Source organism: Streptomyces sp. NPDC058092 (assembly GCF_042884935.1).
Classification (GTDB): domain Bacteria; phylum Actinomycetota; class Actinomycetes; order Streptomycetales; family Streptomycetaceae; genus Streptomyces.
In genome coordinates this window covers 80,357-101,790 of sequence record NZ_JBHVSY010000008.1, presented here as the reverse complement: position 1 = coordinate 101,790, position 21,434 = coordinate 80,357, and the positions used below count along the sequence as shown (strand labels likewise).

General features: G+C 70.6%; 17 protein-coding genes. 8 read left to right on the top strand and 9 right to left on the bottom strand.

Features of this window, described 5'->3' with window-relative positions; translation table 11 throughout:
* Positions 1-143 precede the first annotated feature (143 nt).
* Positions 144-2,876 carry a pyruvate dehydrogenase (acetyl-transferring), homodimeric type gene (gene aceE, locus ACFVV1_RS15505; RefSeq protein ID WP_389989730.1) on the top strand — a complete coding sequence of 911 codons (2,733 nt, stop codon included), beginning with the start codon at positions 144-146 and terminating at the stop codon, positions 2,874-2,876.
* Positions 2,877-3,011: 135 nt separating this feature from the next.
* On the opposite strand, the gene ACFVV1_RS15500 is transcribed toward aceE, so the two are convergent.
* On the bottom strand, positions 3,012-3,431 hold the full coding sequence (locus ACFVV1_RS15500) for a peptidase inhibitor family I36 protein (RefSeq protein WP_389989729.1): 420 nt from the start codon (positions 3,429-3,431) through the stop codon (positions 3,012-3,014).
* A 175-nt stretch (positions 3,432-3,606) separates the two neighbouring features.
* On the bottom strand, positions 3,607-5,217 hold the full coding sequence (locus ACFVV1_RS15495) for an MFS transporter (RefSeq protein ID WP_389989728.1): 1,611 nt from the start codon (positions 5,215-5,217) through the stop codon (positions 3,607-3,609).
* Between the two features lie 195 nt (positions 5,218-5,412).
* Here ACFVV1_RS15495 and ACFVV1_RS15490 point away from each other — a divergent pair, with 195 nt between their 5' ends.
* The 5 genes from ACFVV1_RS15490 (at position 5,413) to ACFVV1_RS15470 (ending at position 10,920) form a co-directional block, all read left to right on the top strand.
* Positions 5,413-6,048: a TetR family transcriptional regulator gene (locus ACFVV1_RS15490; RefSeq protein ID WP_389989913.1), complete on the top strand. Its 636-nt coding sequence runs from the start codon at positions 5,413-5,415 to the stop codon at positions 6,046-6,048.
* A gap of 311 nt (positions 6,049-6,359) precedes the next feature.
* Positions 6,360-7,580 carry an alpha/beta hydrolase gene (locus ACFVV1_RS15485; RefSeq protein ID WP_389989727.1) on the top strand — a complete coding sequence of 407 codons (1,221 nt, stop codon included), beginning with the start codon at positions 6,360-6,362 and terminating at the stop codon, positions 7,578-7,580.
* An 84-nt stretch (positions 7,581-7,664) separates the two neighbouring features.
* Positions 7,665-8,687 carry a DUF4429 domain-containing protein gene (locus ACFVV1_RS15480; RefSeq protein WP_389989726.1) on the top strand — a complete coding sequence of 341 codons (1,023 nt, stop codon included), beginning with the start codon at positions 7,665-7,667 and terminating at the stop codon, positions 8,685-8,687.
* Positions 8,688-8,860: 173 nt separating this feature from the next.
* Positions 8,861-10,240 carry a sensor histidine kinase gene (locus tag ACFVV1_RS15475; RefSeq protein ID WP_389989725.1) on the top strand — a complete coding sequence of 460 codons (1,380 nt, stop codon included), beginning with the start codon at positions 8,861-8,863 and terminating at the stop codon, positions 10,238-10,240.
* Entirely contained in the window at positions 10,237-10,920 is a 684-nt protein-coding gene (locus ACFVV1_RS15470; RefSeq protein WP_389989724.1) for a response regulator, read from the top strand. The genes ACFVV1_RS15475 and ACFVV1_RS15470 overlap by 4 nt, the downstream gene beginning before the upstream one ends.
* A gap of 100 nt (positions 10,921-11,020) precedes the next feature.
* On the opposite strand, the gene ACFVV1_RS15465 is transcribed toward ACFVV1_RS15470, so the two are convergent.
* Both ACFVV1_RS15465 and ACFVV1_RS15460 read right to left on the bottom strand, forming a co-directional pair.
* A complete protein-coding gene (locus ACFVV1_RS15465) occupies positions 11,021-11,512 on the bottom strand; it encodes a hypothetical protein (protein WP_389989723.1) in 492 nt (163 codons plus the stop codon).
* Positions 11,513-11,724: 212 nt separating this feature from the next.
* Positions 11,725-13,224, bottom strand: coding sequence for a helix-turn-helix domain-containing protein (locus tag ACFVV1_RS15460; protein ID WP_389989722.1), 1,500 nt, complete (start codon positions 13,222-13,224; stop codon positions 11,725-11,727).
* Between the two features lie 312 nt (positions 13,225-13,536).
* Here ACFVV1_RS15460 and ACFVV1_RS15455 point away from each other — a divergent pair, with 312 nt between their 5' ends.
* Positions 13,537-14,583: an alpha/beta hydrolase gene (locus tag ACFVV1_RS15455; RefSeq protein WP_389989721.1), complete on the top strand. Its 1,047-nt coding sequence runs from the start codon at positions 13,537-13,539 to the stop codon at positions 14,581-14,583.
* Positions 14,580-15,797, top strand: coding sequence for an acyltransferase (locus ACFVV1_RS15450; protein ID WP_389989720.1), 1,218 nt, complete (start codon positions 14,580-14,582; stop codon positions 15,795-15,797). Before ACFVV1_RS15455 ends, ACFVV1_RS15450 begins: the two co-directional genes overlap by 4 nt.
* A 354-nt stretch (positions 15,798-16,151) precedes the next feature.
* On the opposite strand, the gene ACFVV1_RS15445 is transcribed toward ACFVV1_RS15450, so the two are convergent.
* From ACFVV1_RS15445 to ACFVV1_RS15425, 5 genes are all read right to left on the bottom strand, one after another.
* Positions 16,152-17,168, bottom strand: coding sequence for an aldo/keto reductase (locus ACFVV1_RS15445; protein ID WP_389989719.1), 1,017 nt, complete (start codon positions 17,166-17,168; stop codon positions 16,152-16,154).
* A complete protein-coding gene (locus ACFVV1_RS15440) occupies positions 17,168-17,641 on the bottom strand; it encodes a MerR family transcriptional regulator (RefSeq protein WP_389989912.1) in 474 nt (157 codons plus the stop codon). The genes ACFVV1_RS15445 and ACFVV1_RS15440 overlap by 1 nt, the downstream gene beginning before the upstream one ends.
* Before the next feature lie 197 nt (positions 17,642-17,838).
* Positions 17,839-19,485, bottom strand: coding sequence for a pyruvate, phosphate dikinase (locus ACFVV1_RS15435; protein ID WP_389989718.1), 1,647 nt, complete (start codon positions 19,483-19,485; stop codon positions 17,839-17,841).
* Between the two features lie 77 nt (positions 19,486-19,562).
* Entirely contained in the window at positions 19,563-20,195 is a 633-nt protein-coding gene (locus ACFVV1_RS15430; protein WP_389989717.1) for a transcriptional regulator, read from the bottom strand.
* Positions 20,192-21,358, bottom strand: coding sequence for a helix-turn-helix domain-containing protein (locus tag ACFVV1_RS15425; RefSeq protein WP_389989716.1), 1,167 nt, complete (start codon positions 21,356-21,358; stop codon positions 20,192-20,194). The genes ACFVV1_RS15430 and ACFVV1_RS15425 overlap by 4 nt, the downstream gene beginning before the upstream one ends.
* Positions 21,359-21,434 lie beyond the last annotated feature (76 nt).

The window sequence follows — 21,434 nt, the reverse complement described above, 5'->3', positions numbered from 1 at the left end:
CACAACACGGCGGTTACCCCTCGGTAGAGGTGACGTTTACGCCCTCGCGGTACACGATGGTGATGGCGTACATGCATACATCCCGGGGGCATGTTCTCCCGTACCAGGCCCCGTAGAGCAGCACCGAACAGCGAAGGAACAGCGTGGCTTCCGGATCCGATCGCAACCCGATCATCATTGGCGGCCTGCCGAGCCAGGTCCCGGACTTCGATCCCGAAGAGACCCAGGAATGGCTCGACTCGCTCGACGCAGCCGTCGACGAGCGAGGCCGTGAGCGGGCCCGTTACCTGATGCTCCGGCTCATCGAGCGTGCGCGCGAGAAGCGCGTCGCCGTGCCGGAGATGCGCAGTACGGACTACGTGAACACGATCGCCACGAAGGACGAGCCGTTCTTCCCCGGCGACGAGGAGATCGAGCGCAAGGTCCTCAACGCGACCCGCTGGAACGCGGCTGTGATGGTGTCGCGCGCCCAGCGCCCCGGGATCGGGGTCGGCGGCCACATCGCCACCTTCGCCTCCTCGGCCTCGCTGTACGACGTGGGCTTCAACCACTTCTTCCGGGGCAAGGACGACGGCCTGGGCGGCGACCAGATCTTCTTCCAGGGTCATGCGTCCCCGGGTATCTACGCCCGCGCCTTCCTGCTCGACCGGCTGAGCGAGGCGCAGCTCGACGCCTTCCGCCAGGAGAAGTCGAAGGCGCCCAACGGCCTGTCCAGCTACCCGCACCCGCGGCTGATGCCGGACTTCTGGGAGTTCCCGACCGTCTCGATGGGCCTCGGCCCGCTCGGTGCGATCTACCAGGCCCGGATGAACCGCTACATGGAGGCGCGCGGCATCGCCGACACCTCCCGGTCGCATGTGTGGGCATACCTGGGCGACGGCGAGATGGACGAGCCCGAGTCGCTCGGTCAGCTCTCCATCGCCGCGCGCGAGGGCCTGGACAACCTGACCTTCGTGGTCAACTGCAACCTGCAGCGCCTCGACGGCCCGGTGCGCGGCAACGGCAAGATCATCCAGGAGCTGGAGTCGCAGTTCCGCGGCGCCGGCTGGAACGTCATCAAGCTGGTCTGGGACCGCTCCTGGGACCCGCTGCTGGCGCAGGACCGCACAGGCATCCTGGTCAACAAGCTGAACACCACGCCGGACGGCCAGTTCCAGACGTACGCCACCGAGTCCGGCGCGTACATCCGTCAGCACTTCTTCGGGGACGACCCGCGGCTGCGCGACATGGTCAAGGACATGACCGACGACCAGATCCTGCACCTGGGCCGCGGCGGTCACGACCACCGGAAGGTCTACGCGGCCTACGCGGCGGCCAAGGCACACAAGGGCCAGCCGACGGTGATCCTGGCGCAGACGGTCAAGGGCTGGACGCTGGGGCCGAACTTCGAGGGCCGCAACGCGACCCACCAGATGAAGAAGCTCACCGTCGAGGACCTCAAGCGGTTCCGCGACCGGCTGCACATCCCGATCACGGACAAGCAGCTGGACGAGGGCTACCCGCCCTACTACCACCCGGGCCGTGACTCGGAAGAGATCCAGTACATGCACGACCGCCGCAAGGGTCTGGGCGGTTATGTCCCGACCCGTGTGGTGCGCGCGAAGCCGCTGGTCCTCCCCGAGGACAAGACGTACGCGATCGCGAAGAAGGGCACGGGTCAGCAGTCGATCGCCACGACCATGGCATTCGTCCGCATCCTGAAGGAACTCATGCGGGACAAGGAGATCGGCAAGCGTTTCGTGCTGATCGCGCCCGACGAGTACCGCACCTTCGGCATGGACGCATTCTTCCCGAGCGCGAAGATCTACAACCCGCTCGGTCAGCAGTACGAGGCGGTGGACCGGGATCTGCTGCTCGCGTACAAGGAGTCGCCGACCGGTCAGATGCTGCACGACGGCATCTCCGAGGCCGGCTGCACGGCGTCGCTGATCGCCGCCGGTTCGGCGTACGCCACGCACGGCGAGCCGCTGATCCCGGTGTACGTCTTCTACTCGATGTTCGGTTTCCAGCGCACTGGCGACCAGTTCTGGCAGATGGCCGACCAGCTCGCGCGCGGCTTCGTGCTGGGTGCGACCGCCGGTCGTACGACGCTGACCGGTGAGGGTCTCCAGCACGCGGACGGCCACTCGCAGCTGCTCGCCTCGACGAACCCGGGCTGTGTCGCGTACGACCCGGCGTTCAGCTACGAGATCGCGCACATCGTCAAGGACGGTCTGCGCCGGATGTACGGCGAGAACAGTGAGGACGTCTTCTACTACCTCACCGTCTACAACGAGCCGATCCAGCACCCGGCCGAGCCCGAGAACGTGGATGTCGAAGGCATCCTCAAGGGCGTGTACCGCTACAAGGCCGCCGAGCGGGGCGAGATCCCGGCCCAGATCATGGCGTCCGGTGTGGCGGTGCCGTGGGCGGTCGAGGCGCAGCGGATCCTCGCCGACGAGTGGAACGTCAGGGCGGACGTCTGGTCGGCGACCTCCTGGAACGAGCTGCGCCGCGAGGCCGTGGACGTGGAGCGGTACAACCTGCTGCACCCGGAGGAGGAGCAGCGCGTCCCGTACGTCACGCGGAAGCTCTCCGGCTCCGAGGGCCCGTTCGTGGCGGTCTCGGACTGGATGCGTTCCGTACCGGACCAGATCGCGCGCTGGGTGCCCGGTGCGTACCAGTCGCTGGGGGCGGACGGCTTCGGCTTCGCCGACACCCGTGGCGCGGCCCGCCGGTTCTTCCACATCGACGCGCAGTCGATCGCCCTCGCGGTGCTCACCGAGCTCGCGAAGCAGGGCCGGGTCGACCGTTCGCTACTGAAGACGGCGATCGACCGGTACGAGCTGCTGGATGTGACCGCGGCCGACCCGGGCGCGGCCGGCGGCGACGCGTAGGCACGGCGCATCACGGCCGAAGGGCGGCGGGGCCGGCCGGCCCCGTCGCCCTTCGGCGTCCGCGGGTCGGTTCTCCCGGACTCCGCGGGTCAGTTCTCCCGGACTCCGCGGGTCGGTTCTCCCAGACTCCGCGGGTCAGTTCTCCCAGACCTTGAACGCCCTGACCTGGTACGGGGACTGGGGCACCCAGGTGCCGCCGCCCGGATAGGTCTCGAATTCGCCGGTCTCGGCGCACTCCGCCGACTGGTACGTGGTGACCGGGCGGCCGGTGCGGTTGACGAGCGACTGGACCTTGCTGCCGGCCGGCAGCGGGACGCAGCTCTCGATGTCGATCGTGGAAAGCTCGTGGATCTGCCGGGCGCCCGTGAAGTCCGGCTTCTCCCAGAGACAGAGCTGGCCGCTGCCGCAGGCCTCGGGCCGGGCGGACCCGGAACGGACCGCGGAGTCGGCCACGGCCTGCGGGACCGAGGCGGTGGCGGCCGGCGCGGTGGCGGCCAGGACAGTGGTGGCCAGGGCAGTGGTGGCCAGGGCGGCGGCAAGAACGGTCGTACGCATGGAAATCAACCCCCGTGGTGGTGCGAATCAGTTGCCTGCACCCTGACCTGCGGAGCAACCCCGGGGGAAGGGGCCGCGGGCCACACCACCCTGATAGGCGACAGCCCCGCCGGAACGATCCGGCGGGGCTGTCGTACGCACTGTGTTGACGCCGCACAGGCGTCATGACGAACCGTCAGATGTGACCGGCGCCCGCGCCCGCCTCAGCGTTCGCACCGCGCTTGGTGAGCGTGGCGACCAGCGCGGCGACCACCGCGACGATGCCGGCGACCGTGAACGCCGTGCTCATGCCCGACACGAACGTGTCATGGGCGACGCCCGCGATCTTCGCCGCGACCTCCGGCGGAGTGTTGGCTGCCACCGGCGGTACGCCGACCTCGACGGCCGAGGACGCCGCGTCCAGCTGCTCCGGCGCGAGGGGCGGAAGCTTCGCGGCCGTCCAGTTGTCGGACAGCTTCGAGTCGACCTGGGAGGCCATGACGGCGCCCAGTACGGCCGTACCGAGGCTGCCACCGACCTGCATGGCGGCCTGCTGCAGACCACCCGCGACGCCGGACAGCTCCATCGGGGCGTTGCCGACGATGACCTCCGTGGCGCCGACCATCACCGGGGCGAGGCCGAGGCCGAGCAGACCGAACCAGATCGACATGGTCAGGGTGCCGGTGCCGATGGTCAGCTGGGACATGCCGAACATGGCGACCGCCGTGCACACCATGCCGCCGACCAGCGGAACCCGCGGGCCGAACTTCGTGATCAGGGCGCCCGCGAGCGGCGAGGCGACGATCATCATCCCGGTCAGCGGCAGCAGGTGCAGGCCGCTGTCGACGGGGCTCAGGCCGTGCACGTTCTGAAGGTAGAAGGTGACGAAGAACAGCCCGCCCATGAAGGCGAAGGCCATCAGCACCATCAGGACCGCGCCCGCGGACAGCGGCACGGACCGGAACATCGCCAGCGGGATCAGCGGCTCCCTGACGTTCTTCTGGGAGAAGGCGAAGACCACGAACAGGGCCACGGCGGCGCCCAGGAAGCCGAGCGTCTTGTAGTCGCCCCAGCCCCACTCGGCGCCCTTGATGAGCGCCCAGATCAGGCAGAACATCGCCTGCGACAGCAGCACGATGCCGCCGATGTCGAAGGAGCGCGGCGCGTTCTCGGCCCGGTGGTCCTTGAGGATCACCAGGCCCAGCAGGAGCGCGATCACACCGACCGGCACATTGATGAAGAAGACGGACTGCCAGCTGACGTGCTCGACGAGCACGCCACCGAGGATCGGACCGCCCGCGGTCGAGGCGCCGATCACCATGCCCCAGATGCCGATCGCCATGTTCAGCTTCTCGGCCGGGAAGGTGGCGCGCAGCAGGCCGAGCGCGGCGGGCATCAGCAGGGCACCGAAGAGGCCCTGGAGCACCCGGAACACGATCACCAGGGCGACGCTGTGCGAGAGGCCGATGGCCCCCGATGCCGCGGCGAAGCCCACGACACCTATGAGGAAGGTCTGGCGGTGGCCGAACCGGTCACCGAGCTTGCCCGCGGTGATCAGGGAGACCGCGAGGGCGAGCATGTAGCCGTTGGTGATCCACTGGACGTCGGCGAGCGAGGCGCCGAGATCCTGCTGGATGGCGGGGTTGGCGATCGCGACGATCGTGCCGTCGAGCGCGACCATCATCACGCCGATGGCCACGGAGAAGAGCGTCAGCCAGGGATGGCCGCGCAGCCCCTTGGCAGGTGCTGGCACGGCGGTGTCCTGCGGCTCCCGCGACGCCTTTTCGACGGTGGTCTGACTAGTCATGCCGGGGAGATTAGTGTCAGTCGCTGACAGTTGACAAACCATTTCACAAGACAGTAACTGTCACGTAGCTCACAGGTACGCTGAGCTGGGAATATCAGGAGAAAGAGGACCATTTCCGTGACCGATGGGCAGCGGGCCGCGTATCCGACCGGACCGGTCGGACGTCCGACGGGACCGCGCGAGCGCCCGACCGGGCTGCGCGAACGGAAGAAGCGACACACCCGGGACGCACTGCTGCACGCCGCCCTCGATCTTTTCACCACCCAGGGGTACGAGGAGACCACCGTCGACGAGATCGTCGACACCGTCGAGGTCTCCCAGCGCACCTTCTTCCGCTACTTCACCGGCAAGGAGGAGGCCGCCTTCGCCATCCAGGAGATGGTGGAGTCGCACTTCCTCTCGGAGCTGCGCCGGCGTCCCGCTTCGGAGACCCCGTTCGAGGCACTGCGCCGCGCGGTCCTCTGCGCCTGGAACACCATCGGTGAGGCGATCGAGGCGATCGTCACGGTCGAACTCCACATGCGTATGTACCAGATGATCGAGTCGACGCCGCCTCTGCTCGCCGCCCACCTTCGACGCCACATCGATCTGGAGAACCGGATCGCGCTGCTGATCGCCGAGCGCGAGGGGCTCGACGTGGAGACGGACCCCCGGCCGAGGGTCGCCGTGGCCGCGTTCTGCGGGGTGATGCGGGTGACCGGGCAGCTCTGGGGCCAGGGGCGGGACGCCGACGTGGACTCGCTGCGCACGCTGACCGAGACGTACCTGGACCAGCTCGGCCCGGCGCTGGCCGGGAACTGGCGGGCGGAGGCCGGCGCGGGGCTCGGGTAGCGCCATGGAAACTCCGTCCGATGTGCGGTAGACCTCGGCGCGGATGCGCTGGTGCGCCGAGGTGTCGATGTACCGACGCGCCGACGCGCCGACGCGCAGATGTGCCGTACGCCTCATTGCCCCGACATGACCGACTTCACAACAGCCGTGCCCCGGCGGCCATATGCGACGCTCCGGAGGCACTCCGCGCGCCTGAACGTGCGCGTCGCACCAACACAGCGTGAAATGACCGGTCCTGAATTCCCGACAGCGGGGTGATGTGCGTCACCCTGTTCACGGCTGTCGTCCCGCGTCTCCTAATGTGGGCAGAAGTGACTTCCTTCGACACCTCCCCCACGCTCACCGCATGGCGCGCGCTGCTCGCCGTCGCGGTGGTGTTCGTGATGCTGGCGACCACGGGCTGGACCGCCGTCCGTCACCAACCCTCCGACGAGCCACGCACCCTCGCACTCGCCTCGTGGGCGCGCGGCAGCGTAGCGGGTCATGCACTGCCGGACGCCGACGCTCCGCCGCGCCGGCTGGCGCAGTTCTTCGCCACGCTCACGGCCGCGCAGCGCACCGGACTCGCCGACAAGTACCCCTTGGTCGTGGGCAATCTGAACGGCGCCCCGGTCACCCTGCGCTACCACGCCAACCGGCTGGCCCTGGTGCAGGCGCGGGCGGTCGAGCGGCAGCGCATGCACGACGAGAGGCTCTCCCCCGACGGCCGCGCCGAGGCGCTCCGGCGGATGAACCGCTTCCAGTCGATGCTGGAGAACGGCCGGCACATCCTCGCCTTCGACCCGTCGGGGAAGGGTCGAGCGGCCGAGGTGTTCGGTGATCTCGACCGGGCCGCCCGGGTCTCCGTGATCGTCCCCGGCGTCGACACGAATCTGCTGACGCTGGAGCGGACCGCCCCCATGGTGAACGCCGCCCCGGTCGGCATGGCGAAGTCGCTGTACGCGGCGGAGCGCGCCGCGCGCCCCGGTACCCGTACCGCCGTCATCGCCTGGGCCGACTACACGACGCCGGCCGGGATCGGTGTGGACGCGGCCCTGGGGAACCTCGCCGAGCGCGGGGCGGTGCGGCTGAACGCCCTGGTGGGCACGTTGCCCGGGGACGCCCCGGTCTCGCTGTTCTGCCACAGCTACGGCTCGGTGCTGTGCGGTGTCGCCGCGCATGAACTGCCCTCCAGGGTCACCGACATCGCGGTCGCCGGCAGCCCCGGCATGCGAGTGGAGAACGCCGGGCAGCTGCACACCGAGGCCAGGGTGTGGGCGACGCGGGACCACGACGACTGGATCGCGGACGTGCCGAACCTGGAGCTCGGCGGGCTGGGCCACGGCGCCGACCCGGTCGACCCGGGCTTCGGCGCACGCATTGTCTCGGCGGGCGGAGCGGTCGGCCACAGCGGCTATTTCGAGCCGGGCACCGAGAGCCTCAGCAACTTCGCCGCCATCGGCGTCGGGGCCTACGCCTCGGTGAGCTGTGCGAGCTCCGACAGCACCTGTCACGACGGAGTCGCCACCGGCGGCCGGGGCCCGGGGATCTGACGGGCGCGACGAACCGCAGCCGGCCGCATATCGGGGCCGACACCGAGGGGGACGTGTGAGCAAGTGCCGCATACGATGAGGCACATGGGTGATGTGCTGGCCGGAATTCATGCCACCTGGGAGTTCGACACCGACTCCGTGCTCATCCGCTTCGAACGGGGTATACGCACACCGAAGCTCTTCCAGAGCCTGCGTGAGCGCCGCGTCCCGCACGCGGCGCTGTCGTCGGTGACGCTGACCCCGGGCAAGCGGGGCACGGTGGTCCTGCACGCGGTGCCGAGACCCGGTGCCGACCCGTTGCTGGAGGCCGCGGCGGGGCAGCTGAAGACCGGCTGCGATCCGTACCGGCTGGTGCTGCCGGCCGAGCGCGAGACGCTTGCCGAGTACTACGCGGACGAGCTGCGCGCCCGGCTCGGTCCCGACGCCGCGGAGCCCGCCGAGCGGTTCCTGGTCGCGGCCCCCGAGGCACCGATGCAGTTCAAGGCGTACGACGGCCGGGCCGGCTTCGACGGTGACCGGATCTCCTTCCGCTGGTTCTGGACGGGTGCCTCCACGGCGAAGTGGAAGGCCGGCGACCAGACGTTTCGGGTGACGGAGCTGAGCGGGGTCGAGTGGCGCTCGCCGGAGGCCTTCGACGGCTATCTGCGGCTGGTGCCGAGGGGCCTGGAGGGCGCGGCTCCCGGACCGGGCGCGGGGGCCGGCCTCGGCATGAGCACCGCTCCCGGCCCGGGTGCGGGCGGCGGTGCCGGTACCGGTGCCGGTACCGGTACGGAGCTGGGTACGGGGCTCGCCGCCGGACTGCTGCGGAGCGCGCAGCCGATGGATCCCCGCCCCAACCGGGCCGATCAGGACCCGGCCGCGGTGGTCTTCGGCCTCGGCTACGGCCCGGTGCACGAGTCGCTGCCGTTCGCCGCGGCCGTACTGGAATCGGTACGCAGGAAGCAGCCGTCGCCCGCCGCGCCGGCCGCCGTCCTGGCGGGCGCGGGGCGGCGCGATCCCGCGGACATCGCGGAGCGGATCCGGCACCTCGGGGAGCTGCACGAGGCGGGGCTGGTGACGGACGACGAGTTCAGCGCGAAGAAGGCGCAGCTGCTCGCCGAGCTATAGGTGTGCGGCGTGCGCGTGCGGTGTGCACGTGCGGCGGCCGGGGTCGGGTGTCTCCGGCTTGCCAGGTCGGCGGGCAGACTCGACGGTAGTACTCCCGTACGAGAAGGGCGGCGGTGGACCGGAACCCCGGTATGACGTCACCGGACCGGCCCACTGCCTACGCTGATCAAGCCATGTCCACTTCCCCGCCGCGCAAGCCGCCCACGCCGCCCACGCCGCCGCCCTCGTCTCCCCCACCGCCCTCATATCCCCCATCGCCCGCCGTCGACGGCCTGCTGAGCGCCGTACGGCGCAATCTGCGCGAGTTCGCGCACGGGCTCTCGCACCCGTCCCATCCCGCGACGCCGCTCCTGGCGGACGCGCCGAAGCGGTGGCAGCGGCTGCTGCCGTACGTCGTCGTCCTCGCCCTCGTCGCCACCTTCATCCCGGTCACGATCAATGTCCTGACCGAGGGATACGGCGTGAACGGAGGACTGGCGGGAGCCCTGGCCGTCGCGCAGGCGGCGCCGCTCCTGATGCTGGCGCACCGGCCGCTGCAGGCCTGGTGGATCATCTTCCCCGCCGACATCCTGGGTGCGGCCGCGCTGCTCGGGTATCCGGTCGGCACGTTCGGCATCTGGCCGTGGCCGCCGCCCACCCTGATCGGCTATCTCTTCCTGCTGCTCGCCCTGGCCCTGCGCGAGACCCGGCGGACCCTGACCGCGGTCTGGGTGGCGACGGGCGCGGCGAGCCTGATCCTGCACCTGATCGCGCCGGAGCGCAGCAACGGCAGCGCGCTGCTGCTCGTGGTCCTCGGTGCGGTGGTCCTGGTGATCGGCGCGGCGGTACGGGAACGGGGCGACGCGCAGCGGCGGCTCGCCGAGCAGGAGACCATCAGCGAGGCCGAGCGGGCGCAGCGGACGCTGCTGGAGGAGCGCACCAGGATCGCCCGTGAGCTGCACGACGTGGTCGCGCACCACATGTCCGTGATCACGGTCCAGGCCGATTCGGCGCCCTACCGGATCAGCGGGCTGCCCGAGGAGGCGCGCGAGGAGTTCGGCGCGATCGCGGCGAGCGCGCGGGAGTCGCTCACGGAGATGCGACGGCTGCTGACGGTGCTGCGCAGCGAGGGCACGGAGGGCGAGCGGGCGCCGCAGCCGGGGCTCGACCGGGTGCAGCAGCTGGTGGAGGCGACGGTGCGGGCGGGGCTGCCCGCCGAGCTGTCGCTGGCCGCCGAGCTGCCGGACGTACCGCAGGCGGTGGATCTGTCGGCGTACCGGATCGTGCAGGAGGCCCTGGCGAACGTGGTCCGGCACGCGCCCGGCGCGCGGACCCGGGTGTCGATCACGTCCGACGGTGAGCACCTGACCGTGCTGGTGGTCAACGACCGGGCGGAGCAGCCCGGTTCGCCGCTGGAGACGACCGGGACCGGACACGGCCTGGTCGGGATGCGGGAACGCGTACGGTTGACGGGCGGCACCCTGGACACCGGACCGCTGCCGGACGGCGGCTTCCGGGTCGCCGCGCGGCTGCCGCTCGCCGCCGTTCCGCCCCCGGCCTCGGAGGACTCTTGACCATTCGCGTGATCATCGTCGACGACCAGGCCATGGTGCGGGCGGGGTTCGCGGCACTGCTCGCGGCACAGAGCGACATCGACGTGGTCGGTGAGGCACCGGACGGGCGCCAGGGCATCGACGTCAGCCGGCGGGTCCACCCGGACGTGGTCCTGATGGATGTCCGGATGCCCGAGATGGACGGGCTGGCGGCGGCCCGTGAGCTGCTGAACCCGCCGGTGGGGGTGGTGCACCGGCCGAAGGTCCTGATGCTCACCACGTTCGACGTGGACGACTACGTGTACGAGGCGCTGCGCGCCGGGGCGTCCGGCTTTCTGCTGAAGGACGCGCCGCCGGCCGACCTGATCTCGGCGGTGCGGGTGGTCGCGGCGGGCGAGGCGCTGCTCGCGCCGTCCGTGACGCGCCGCCTGATCGCGGACTTCGCCCGGCAGGGGCCGTCCGGGGCCGCCCGGAGTGGGCAGGCACTGCGGCTGAACGGGCTCACTCCGCGCGAGAGGGAGGTGCTGGAGCTGATCGCGCGGGGGCTGTCCAACCAGGAGATCGCGGGACGGCTGGTGCTCGCCGAACAGACGGTGAAGACGCACATCGGGCGGGTGCTGGCCAAGCTGGACCTGCGGGACCGCGCGCAGGCGGTGATCTTCGCGTACGAGGCAGGGGTGGTGGTACCGGGCGAGGGGTGAGGTGCTTTCCCTCTGCCCGGAACCGGAGGGTCCGCCCCCCCGACGGCGGACCCGACCCGTTCGCCCCGGACTACCGGGGCACTCCGCTACTGGAATGCGTCTACGCCTTGGGGTTGGTGTGCCACTCGCCCGTGACGCAGGTGTCCTTCCCGAACAGGGAGTCGTCCTTGCAGACCACTACGCGGGCCTTCTTCACATTGAATGTGTCCGTGTAGCCAGGGAACGTGAAGGTCTTGCCCTTACCGACGCAGTCCGAGTTGTAGTTCCAGGCCCGGCTTTTCCCGGTGGTGATCGAGTTGCCCCACCTGCCCCCCTTGAACTGCATGAACGCGAACACGTCTTCACCGCGGCTACACCTCTGGTCGTTGACGTAGACCTTGACCTTTCCGGTCTTGCCGGCGCCCGTCCACTTCCACGTGGCGTGTGCGTAGCCGAAGTCCGCGTTGGCCTTCGACGAGCCGCTGGTGCTGAGGATCTGTGGGCTCGACGCGGCATCGGCATCCGCCTGGGCGGCCGTGGCGCTGACGCCCCCGACGGCGAGTGCCGCGGCGGCCCCCATGGCGATGAGGGCAATCTTCGTCCTGAACATCATTTCTCTCCGTTCTGCATCTGCCCCCGTGGGCCGATGCTGTGCAGTCCGGGCTGTTCAGAACAAGTGGAGCACGCCGTCCAAGGGGCCAGAAGGGCCAATGTGTGTGCACGCTGCCCAAGTTCCGCACGCGTGGTGTGCACGCTGCGCAACCCGGGGCCGAGGCGGGGCGCGGTGCACACCTCGGGTTCCGGCCGACTGCTCACGGTGCACGGTCAGAGAGGGGTCTCGCCCGAGAGATGGAGTGCGTAGACGAGGTCGTGGACCCCCGAGCCCGAGCTCAGCAGGTCCCGTGTCAGCCGGAGCTCGGCGGTGCGGAGATGTGCCGCAACGGTGGTGCGGCTGCATCCCAGGCGGCGGGCGGCCTGCTGGGCGTCGGTGTTCGTATCGATCCAGGTGCGCAGGGTGTGGTGCACGGGGTGGTACCGGGCGTCTCGAAGAGGCTCCAGGAACGTACGGCCCCACTCTGCCGCGGGTCGCGTGTGCAACAGCTCTTCCAGAGCGGGTGGGTTCGCCGGTGCGGGAGTACACCCGACTTCCCGGTGGAGGGCGGCAACACCCAGGGCCAGAGCCAGAGTTGCCCGGCAGTGGACATCGCGGAGGTCCAGGCCGAGCGCCGACTGCGCACGGCCGAGGTGAGCGGTGACCGTGTTGCGGCTGACATTCAGCATGCGTGCCACACCCGAGCGGTGAAAGTGCATCGCGAGACGGGTGATCTCGGTGGTGAGTTCCGGTAAGGCGGTCAACGGTCCGAGGACAAAGCCGGCCCACTCGATGGCCGCTGCCCGGGGCAGCAGCCGCTCCAGAGGCTCCTGGCCGTGGTAACCAGCCACCCGGCCGGGGGTGTTGGACGCGACGGCCAGGGCGTGCCGGGCCTGCTCGTACGCCTCGGCTGTCGCGGGGAGCGGGTGGGTGCTGCTGATACCCAGCGCGTAACGGGGGTTGTCCGCGACAAGGTCACGGAGCACCGCGGCCAAGCCGTCGGCGGCTTCGGCGCCGCTCCCGTCGCGCTCGGCGATCAGGCTGACGAGGTGCTCGTCATAGACAGGACACGCCACCATCAGACCGTCGCCGTGGTATCCCGACGGGTCCTGGTAGGCCTGGGCGATCCGCTCGCGGTCGTCCTTCCCGCATCGCAGAATGTGGACGCGCAGGCGGTTGCAGTCCAGCAGTTCGGGGACGGAGCCGGTCGTCATGCGGCGGGCCAGAAGGGGGTCCCCTGCCTGGAGGGCCATGATGACGCCCACACGCAGCTGGTGCGCCTTCTGCTGGTAGCTGCGGATCGCCCGGTCGGTTTCCCGGGCGCGGTGCATGACCGCGATGATGCCGCCGGTGTGGGAGGCCAGGGCTGCGGCCTGGCGTGTCAGCGGGGTGGGGCTGACCAGCACGAGCACCCGGCGCGGCAGCTCCGCGCCGACCGCTTCGAGTCGTACCTGCGCCGTCCCGACGTCCATGGCCGCTGAGGCCACTCGCCCGGTGGCCAGTCGTGTGAGCATGGGCTCAAGGTGTTCCAGCACGTGCTCGGAGAATCCGGACGTCGACAACTCCACCGTCTTCAGAGAGCCGTTGACGATCGCCACTTCCGCGCCGAGCTCACGGGGAAGCCATTCGGCGATCACCCGGAGATCGGCATCCGGCTTCCAGGCCGTCTGCCCGACCAGGGACAGGAACTCGTCAAGCCGCTCAGCGGGCCGGCACGTCTTGGGGTCCGTCATGCTCGGATTCCTCTTATGTCGTCCTGGGGGCCGAACTCGCATGCGTTCGGATCTTTGGTACCCGTTTGTCGTGGGGCCATTCATCGCCGGGTCATGGAGCGGGCAGCGCCCCGGCACATCCTCGAAGCCCGTCCGGCGTTCGAGGACACGGCCCCCGGACACACCCGGCAGAACCCCGTACACCCCCTACCCAGGTATCACCCCGCACTTGGCCCCCCAGTGCGACGCCCCCGCACCCACCCTCTTCCTACCTTCCTCTCCGTCGCGCCGAACGGCGTGCGGGAGCCGGATCAGCCGGAGAGGGAGGGCGGGATGCGCCGATACGCAAGGACTCTGGTCGCGGTCGCGCTGGCGACCACCATGGTGGCGGGAACGGCCGGCTGGGCGTCCGGAAACGCACAGCAGGCCCTCACAGGGCCACCCCCCGGCACCGCGGCCTGGCGCGCGGATCACGCGCTGGGGCGGCAGCTGCCCGACCCGGAGCGGACCGCACCCGCCGAAGTGAGCCGGTTCTTCCGGGGGTTGACCGCCACGCAGCAACAGGCCCTGGTCGTACGGCATTCACTCGTCGTCGGCAATCTGGACGGCGTGCCCGTCGAACTGCGCTACCGGGCCAACGCCCGTTCCGTGCAGGCCGGTCACGACCCCAGGTACAGGCATCTCGCCGGACCGGGGCACCGGCAGATCCTCGCCTTCGATCCGCGCGGACGCGGTCAAGTGGCCGAGGTCTTCGGTGACTTGAGCGCCGCACGCCATGTGGCGGTCGTGGTGCCGGGTTCGGACATCGACGCCGGGACCTTCGACCGTACGAACGATGTGTACGGCACTCCGGCCGGCATGGCGAAGTCCTTGTACACGCAGACCGGACGCGGCAGCGCCGTCATCGCCTGGGCCGGGTACACCACTCCCGTGGGCGTCGGCCTCGATGCCGCGACCGGCTCGCTCGCCGAAGCCGGGGCCGACCGGTTGACCCGGTTCGCGGCCGGGCTGGCCGCCGACGGTGTGCCCGCGCCCGCCGTGTTCTGCCACAGCTACGGCTCCGTCGTGTGCGGACTCGCCGCACCCCGGCTGCGCGCCGCGGACCTGGTCGTCCTCGGCTCGCCCGGGATGCGCGCCGACGACGTCGCGGATCTGCACACCACCGCAAGGGTGTGGGCCGCCAAGGACGCCACGGACTGGATCGACGACGTGCCGAACGTCGAGGTGGCGGGGCTCGGCCACGGCCCCGATCCGACCGGCCCGGGGTTCGGCGCACGCCGCGTACCGGCCCACGACGCCCACGGGCACACCGGCTACTTCGCCCCCGGTACGGACTCGCTCCGCGCCTTCGCCTCGATCGCGCAGGGGGAAGCCCGATGAGCCTCACCGCCCTCACCACCCTGGCGCGGCGCATCGACGCCCGTACGCCCGCCCATCGCGACCGCGCCATCGACGGCCTGCGCGCCCTCGCGCTGCTGGCCGTCCCGACCGGCCACTGGCTGCTCGGCGGTTTCGGCCTCGACAGCGACGGCGCGCTGCACAACGCCAGCCCGCTGTCCACGTTCGGCGGCCTCGCCCCGGTGAGCTGGGTGCTTCAGATGCTGGGCATCTTCTTCCTGGTCGGCGGGTACGCCTCCGTGCTCTCGTACCGCCGCAGGAAGTCCACCACCGCCGCCTGGCTGCGCGGACGCATCGCCCGCCTGGGCAGGCCGGTGATCGGGGTGACGGCCGTCTGGGCCGCGATGATCCCGGTACTGAGCGCGCTCGGCGTGCCCGGTGACACCCTGCGGACCGGGTCGACGCTGGTGATCCAGCCACTGTGGTTCGTCGGGGTGTACACGGTGGTCACGGCGCTCACCCCGTACTGCGTCAAGGCCGCACGGAAGCTGGGCGGCTGGGCCGCCGTGCCGCTGCTCGGGTCGGTCGCCGCCGTCGACTTCCTGCGGTACGGGCCGTTCGCGGACGCCATGCCGTCCTGGCTGAGCATGCTGAACATCCTTCCGGGCTGGCTCTTCGCGTACCAGCTCGGCGTCTCCTGGGGCGAGGGCCGCATCGGCAGGCGCGGCGCCCGCGTCCTGCTCATCGGCGGAACCGTGCTGTTCGCCGCGCTGCTGCTGGTCCTCCACTATCCGGCGTCGATGGTCGGCGTACCGGGCGAGGCGCGGACGAACTCGCATCCGCCGTCGCTGCTGGTCCTGGCGCTGGCCGCCGCGCAGAGCGGCGCGGCGATCCTGCTGCGGCACCGGATCGGCCGGTTCCTGCGCAGGCCGCTGGCGTGGGCGCCGGTCGTCGTCATCAACCTGTCCGCGATGACGATCCTGTGCTGGCACCAGACGGCGATGCTGGCCGCGGCGGTCCCGGCGTCGTTCGCCGGTGCGGTGCCGGGGCTGACGACCGGGCCCGACACGGTCGGCTGGATCCTGGCCCGGATGGCGTGGATGCCGGTGTTCGCAGGGCTGCTGGTACTGATCGCCCGGTACGCCCGACGCTTCGAGGCCCCATGGAAGACCGGCACACACGCGGCGAACGCCCGCCGCGCGGTGGCGGGCCTGCTGGCGACGGCGTTCGCGGCGTACGCGCTGGGGCTGGCGTAGGGCGGTTGCCGGGCCGCCCGGCGTCCGGGGACATCCTCTGGCCCGGCACGGCAAAACCCAGCCCGGCACGGCAAAAACCAGACGGGGCCGCGATTGAGAGCATCCTCTGGCCCCGCACGGCAAATACCAGCCCGGCACGGCAAAACCCAGCCCGCCCGGCGATTGAGGGCATCTTCGGCCCGGCACGGCAAAAACCAGCCCGCCCCGCGTCCGGGGACATCCTCTGGCCCCGCACGGCAAAACCCAGCCCGGCACGGCAAAACCCAGCCCGCCCGGCGATTGAGGGCATCTTTCAAGCCCGTCCGGCGCTTGAGGACACCACGATCGCCGGGCGCCCGGGCCCGCCGGAAACGACTACTCGCGCGCGGCGGACGTGAAGCTCATGTCCGGATACCGGTCCCCCGCAACCCGCCCCGCGATCGGCTCCAGCAGCGCCAGCTCCTCGGCGGTCAGCGTGAGCCGGGTGGCGGCCACGTTCTCCAGCAGCCGGCTGCTCCTGCGGGTACCCGGGATCGGCACCACGGTCAGCCCGTGCACCTGGGCCCGCTGCTGCACCCAGGCGAGCGCCACCTGCGCGGCGGACGCCCCGTGCGCCGCCGCGATCTTGTGAACGGGCTCCAGCAGCGCGGCGTTCGTCCTGGCGTTGTCGCCGGTGAAGCGCGGCTGGTACTTGCGGAAGTCGCCGTCCGACAGGTCCTTGGCCGCGTCCGTGAACGCCCCGGTCAGAAAACCCCGGCCGAGCGGCGAGTACGGCACGAAGGTCACCCCGAGTTCGACGGCGGCGGGCACGGCGCTGCGCTCGACGTCCCGGCTGAAGAGCGACCACTCCGACTGGAGGGCGGCGATCGGATGCACGGCGTACGCCTCGCGCAGCTCCGCGCCGGTCACCTCGCTCAGCCCAAGCTGCTTGACCTTGCCCTGCTGCACCAGCTCGGCCATCGCGCCGACGGACTCTGCCAGCGGGACGCCCGGGTCGCGGCGGTGCATGTAGTAGAGGTCGATGACGTCGGTGTTCAGCCGGCGCAGGCTGTCCTCGACGGCGCGGCGGATGTACGCGGGGTCGTTGCGCACGCCCCGGTACTGCGGGTCGTCGTCCTTGCGCTCGATGGCGAACTTCGTGGCGAGCGTGATCTCGTCCCGGTGCGCCCCGACGAACGGGGCGAGGAACTCCTCGTTGGCGCCGAGACCGTACACATCCGCGGTGTCGAAGAGGGTGACGCCCGCCGCCAGTGCCGTCTCCAGCGTCTCGCGGGCGGCGGACTCATCGGTGTCCCCGTAGAACTCACTCATGCCCATGCAGCCGAGTCCCTGCACGCCGACCTGCGGGCCGCCGTTGCCGAGCTCCACGGTGGTGATCTTGTTGTCAGTCATCAGGCACAGGGCCTTTCCGGCGCCCGTCGGGCACTCGCATAGAAGTCGATCTTGTGGTCGAGAACGGCGAGGGTGTCCTGGAGCTCCGCGATCCGCGTCCTCACGTCGCGGCGGGTCGCCTCCAGCAGCTCCTGCCGTTCCTCGAAGGTGTGCTCGCCCTCGCGCAGCAGCTCCGCGTACCGGACCATGTCGGCGACCGGCATCCCGGTCAGCCGCAGCTTGCCGACGAAGGCCAGCCAGTCCAGGTCACGGTTGGTGAAGCGGCGCTGGCCGGTGTGCGACCGGTCGACATGCGGCATCAGCCCGATCCGCTCGTACCAGCGCAAGGTGTGCGCGGTGAGCCCGGTGAAGGCGACGACCTCACTGATGGTGTAGCGGTCCTGCCCCTCGGGACGCGGATGCGGCCGCGGGGCCGAGGCGCAGACGTCCACCTTCACGGAAGTGCTCTCCACCTTCACGAAAGTGCTCTCCATCGCCGTCATGCCCTCCACGCTAGAACCTTGGAGTGCACTCTAAGCAAGCCCGATCTGGATCGCCCGTACCGCGCGGCCGGCCTGCCCTCCCTGAAGACCAGGCTTCCTTGGATTGCAGGAACAAAGAACGTTCTTCGTCTACCGGTGGTACAGGGGGATCACGCCGGCTGAGTGTTGCGCGCCCGGCGTGAACGCGGTCAGCTCTCCGGTCCGTGGCCGGTCCGGCGGAGGACCGCCTGTGCCGAGGCGAGGCGTTCGGTTTCGTCGCGGCCCGTGGTCCCGTCGCCCGCGACGTCGTCGGCCCAGTCGAGCAACCGGTGCAGCTGTGGGTCGGTCGAGGACGCGGCGATACGAGGCTCGCCGACGACGACCTCTCCGCCCGTCCCGTCAACAGCGATGAGGGTGCCTTCGGGCAGAGTACGTCCGCCTGCCCGGACGCAGCCGTCGGCGGCGTAGACGGTGAGGCTCGCGGCACCCACGACGGCGGGTTTCCCCATCGACCGCGCCACGACGGCCGCGTGACTGGCAGGGCCGCCGCGAGCGGTGACGACCCCGGCGGCAGCGGCCAGGCCGTGCATGTCGAGCGGGGAGGTTTCGGGGCGCAGCAGGACGACCGGCCCTCCTGCGGCCAGCCGCGCCGCGCTGTCGGCGGTGGTCGCCACTTGGCCGACAGCGACTCCCGGGGAGGCGCCCAGCCCTCGGGTGAAGATGTCGTGGAGTTCGATCGCCGTGATCCGAGGCGTACGTACGTGGGCGAGATGCTGCGGTGAAACGCGGAGCAGCGCCTCGTCGCGCCCGATCGTTCCCGCGTCGGCGAGGTCGACCGCGACCCGGACTGCGGCGCGCCCGACGAACCGCCCGGGTCGCACCTGCAGAATCCACAGTTCGCCCGCCTCGAAGGTGAACTCGACGTAGCACGCGTCGCGGTAGTGCTCCTCGAGCCGGGTCAGGGCGGACAGCAGGCGGGTCCACACCGCGGGCTCCCGGTCGGCCAGTTCGCTCAGGGGCTCGGTCAGCGATGTGCCCGAGACGACGTCTTCGCCTTGGCGGCCGAACAGGGCCTCACCGAAGGGGACCTGCTCACCGGTGTCGGGATGACGGCTGAACGCGACGCCCGTCCCGCTGCGCCGGTCGCGATTACCGAACACCATCGCCTGTACGGTCACGGCGGTGCCGAGGTCGTGCGGGATGCCGTGCAGTTCGCGGTAGGTCTGCGCGCGCGGTGTGTTCCATGACGAGAACACGGCCGCGACGGCCAGCTCCAACTGCCGGGTGGCGTCCTCGGGCACGGTGTCGCCGCTGCGTTCTCCGATGAGCCGCTCGGCGTCCTGGATCGCCTCGGCGAGACGGCTCGTGTCGGTGTCCTGTCCGGCGAGCGCACGGTCGATGCCCGCCAGGCTCTCCGGACCCACGCCGGCGACCTCGGAGGCGAAGCTGGTCAGAAACCTCAGCCGCGAGTCGAGTGCGAACCGCAGGTCGCCCGTCTCGTCGGCCAGGGCGGTGGTCGCCTCGGTGGTGAGCCCGAGGTTGAGGACGGTGCTCATCATGCCGGGCATCGACACGCTGCCGCCGGAGCGGACGGACACCGCAAGCGGCCGCTCCGGACCGCCGAGCCTGCGGTGCGTGGCGGCTTCGAGGCCGGCGACGGCGGCCGCCAGTTGGGCGTCGAGGCCGCTGGGCAGCCGTCCGGCACGGAGGAAGGCGCGGCACGCCTCCGTGCTGATGACAAAGCCTGGCGGCACGGGCAGTCCCAGACGGCGGAGCACGACAAGACCGTGTGCCTTGCCACCGAGGACTTCCGCCGTCTCCTCGACGTCGGCCGAAAGCGGGTGAATCCAGGTCATCGCGGTGTCATCTCTGCGTCGCCTTTGCTGGTTCGGCTGCGGGTCTCGCGGAATGCGCGGGATGGCGGGCGGCGGGTTCAGTGGCGCGGGATGCCGAGGGTGGCCAGCAGATCCTCGTGCAGCTGGAACCACACGGTGTGATACGAGGAGGTGCTGTCCGTCACGTACTCCAGAGAGCCGGCCCTCGCCCGGGCGAGGGCGTCGGCGAGCCGGACGGGGTAGCGCTGGAAGCGGAGCAGCGCCGCGGACAGCTCGGCGCAGAGGGGCTCGGCACGCTGGTGGAACTCCGTGAACCGGCCGAGCACCCGGGCGTCGTAGGAGGGGTCGCTGTGGTCGTTCATCGTCATGGTGCCGTCTACGGTGCGGGTCTGCCATGCCGTGCAGAGATCGAGCAGCTCGGGGTTGAGCATCAGGAACCGATCGAATGCCGCGGTCACTCGGGCCCGGGCTCCGGCTGCCGCCAACTCGTCGGCGATCCGCTCGGCGTCCGCGGCTCGGCCGTCCTCCGTAAGGCCCCATCCGCCGAAGTCGCCCGCGGCATGGGTGACGAGTCCGGCCACGGCGAGGTCGATCAGTTCCGATTCGACGTCGGACTCGGGGAGTCCTGACGCCCTGGCCACCCCGGAGAGGCCGGAGAAGCCGATGCAGCGAAGGGTGTGAAGCACCAGCAGGTCGGTGCTGGTCGCGTGGGACGAAACGGGCTGGGTCATGGCGCGGCCCCATCAGGTGTGGTGTGGGCGACATCTGCGGTCGTGAGATCGAAGGTGGCCGCGGCATGGGCGGCACCGGGTCCTTGGGCTCGGGTGACGATCGTGCCGTGCTGCACGCGTACCGCGTACTCGGTGGCGTCGTCGGCGTCCGGTACGCCGACGGCCGACGCCAGCAGACCGCGCTCGTCGAGGACGAGGCGGAGGCGCGGCCAGGCGCCGGGTTCGAACACGCGCCGCAGGCACCGGGCGAAGTCACCGGCCCTCAGCTGTACGAAACGGCCGGTCTCGGCCGGGTCCGCCGTCGTGACGGCCACGGTGATCCGGTCGCCGGTCCGTGCGGCGCGGACAGCCTCCTCGGCGGCTTTCAGGCGGTTGGTGCCGAGGAGCGTGATCACCCCGTCCTCGGCGAAGCCGACGGGGCGGTGCGTGATGAGATCCTGCAGCTCCTGCGGCGGGGCCCAACGGTCCCGGCAGGCTCGGGCCGGCAGGACGTAGGGCAGGTACGGAGGGTTCCAGGTGTCGGCGAGGGCGAGCCCGCCCAGATGCGCGCAGGCCTGAACGATGTCGAAGGGGTCGCCGATGCCGAGCGCCGGATCCGCCGAGGGACCCGGGCCGTCCAGCAGCCTCATGACCAGCTGGGCCCGCCGGACTTGCCGCACGGACGGTGCATTGGCGGGCGCGTGAGACTCGAGCGCGAGTGCCAGCAGCAGAGCCTCGAGGCGGGTCACCTGTCCGAACGCGTCGCGGATCGGTTCGTCGTCGAAAACCCCGGCCGGCGAGCGGAGATGCACCCGGCCGAAGGAGGGGGTGTCGTCGGCCAGGGGCATTCGTTCGAGCCAGGTCCGGGCGAACGCGCCCAATGCGTCGGTGATGGACGCCGCGGAGGGCGCTGCAGGCGACGGGACCGCGCTGGTGGCGCCACGCTCCGCGGTGCCGCTGTGCTCAGCCGTGGCGCTGCGCTCGACCATGTCGACCAGCACCGCCAGATAGAGAGCGCGTTTGCTCGGGAAGTTCGAGTACACCGCGCCACGCGTCAGTTCGGCCCGCTCGGCGATCTCGTCCACCTTCGCCGCCGCGTATCCGCGCTCGGTGAATTCAGCCTTCGCCGCGGCAAGTACGGCCGCGCGCGTGCGCTCCTGCTGCTGAGCCCGTGTCAACCGCACGATCCGCGACACCTCCCTGTCCGTTCGCCGCCGTTCAGAGCTGAAGATACATCGAACATCCTGATGATGAGACCAT

Excerpts from the sequence above, each read along its gene's own strand:
- ACFVV1_RS15455 (WP_389989721.1), top strand. The coding sequence starts at position 13,537 with ATGCGCCGATACGCAAGGACTCTGGTCGCGGTCGCGCTGGCGACCACC.
- ACFVV1_RS15440 (WP_389989912.1), bottom strand. The coding sequence starts at position 17,641 with ATGGAGAGCACTTTCGTGAAGGTGGAGAGCACTTCCGTGAAGGTGGAC.
- ACFVV1_RS15445 (WP_389989719.1), bottom strand. The coding sequence starts at position 17,168 with ATGACTGACAACAAGATCACCACCGTGGAGCTCGGCAACGGCGGCCCG.
- ACFVV1_RS15480 (WP_389989726.1), top strand. The coding sequence starts at position 7,665 with ATGGGTGATGTGCTGGCCGGAATTCATGCCACCTGGGAGTTCGACACC.
- ACFVV1_RS15460 (WP_389989722.1), bottom strand. The coding sequence starts at position 13,224 with ATGACGGACCCCAAGACGTGCCGGCCCGCTGAGCGGCTTGACGAGTTC.
- ACFVV1_RS15500 (WP_389989729.1), bottom strand. The coding sequence starts at position 3,431 with ATGCGTACGACCGTTCTTGCCGCCGCCCTGGCCACCACTGCCCTGGCC.
- ACFVV1_RS15475 (WP_389989725.1), top strand. The coding sequence starts at position 8,861 with ATGTCCACTTCCCCGCCGCGCAAGCCGCCCACGCCGCCCACGCCGCCG.
- ACFVV1_RS15495 (WP_389989728.1), bottom strand. The coding sequence starts at position 5,217 with ATGACTAGTCAGACCACCGTCGAAAAGGCGTCGCGGGAGCCGCAGGAC.
- ACFVV1_RS15430 (WP_389989717.1), bottom strand. The coding sequence starts at position 20,195 with ATGACCCAGCCCGTTTCGTCCCACGCGACCAGCACCGACCTGCTGGTG.
- ACFVV1_RS15450 (WP_389989720.1), top strand. The coding sequence starts at position 14,580 with ATGAGCCTCACCGCCCTCACCACCCTGGCGCGGCGCATCGACGCCCGT.
- ACFVV1_RS15465 (WP_389989723.1), bottom strand. The coding sequence starts at position 11,512 with ATGATGTTCAGGACGAAGATTGCCCTCATCGCCATGGGGGCCGCCGCG.
- ACFVV1_RS15435 (WP_389989718.1), bottom strand. The coding sequence starts at position 19,485 with ATGACCTGGATTCACCCGCTTTCGGCCGACGTCGAGGAGACGGCGGAA.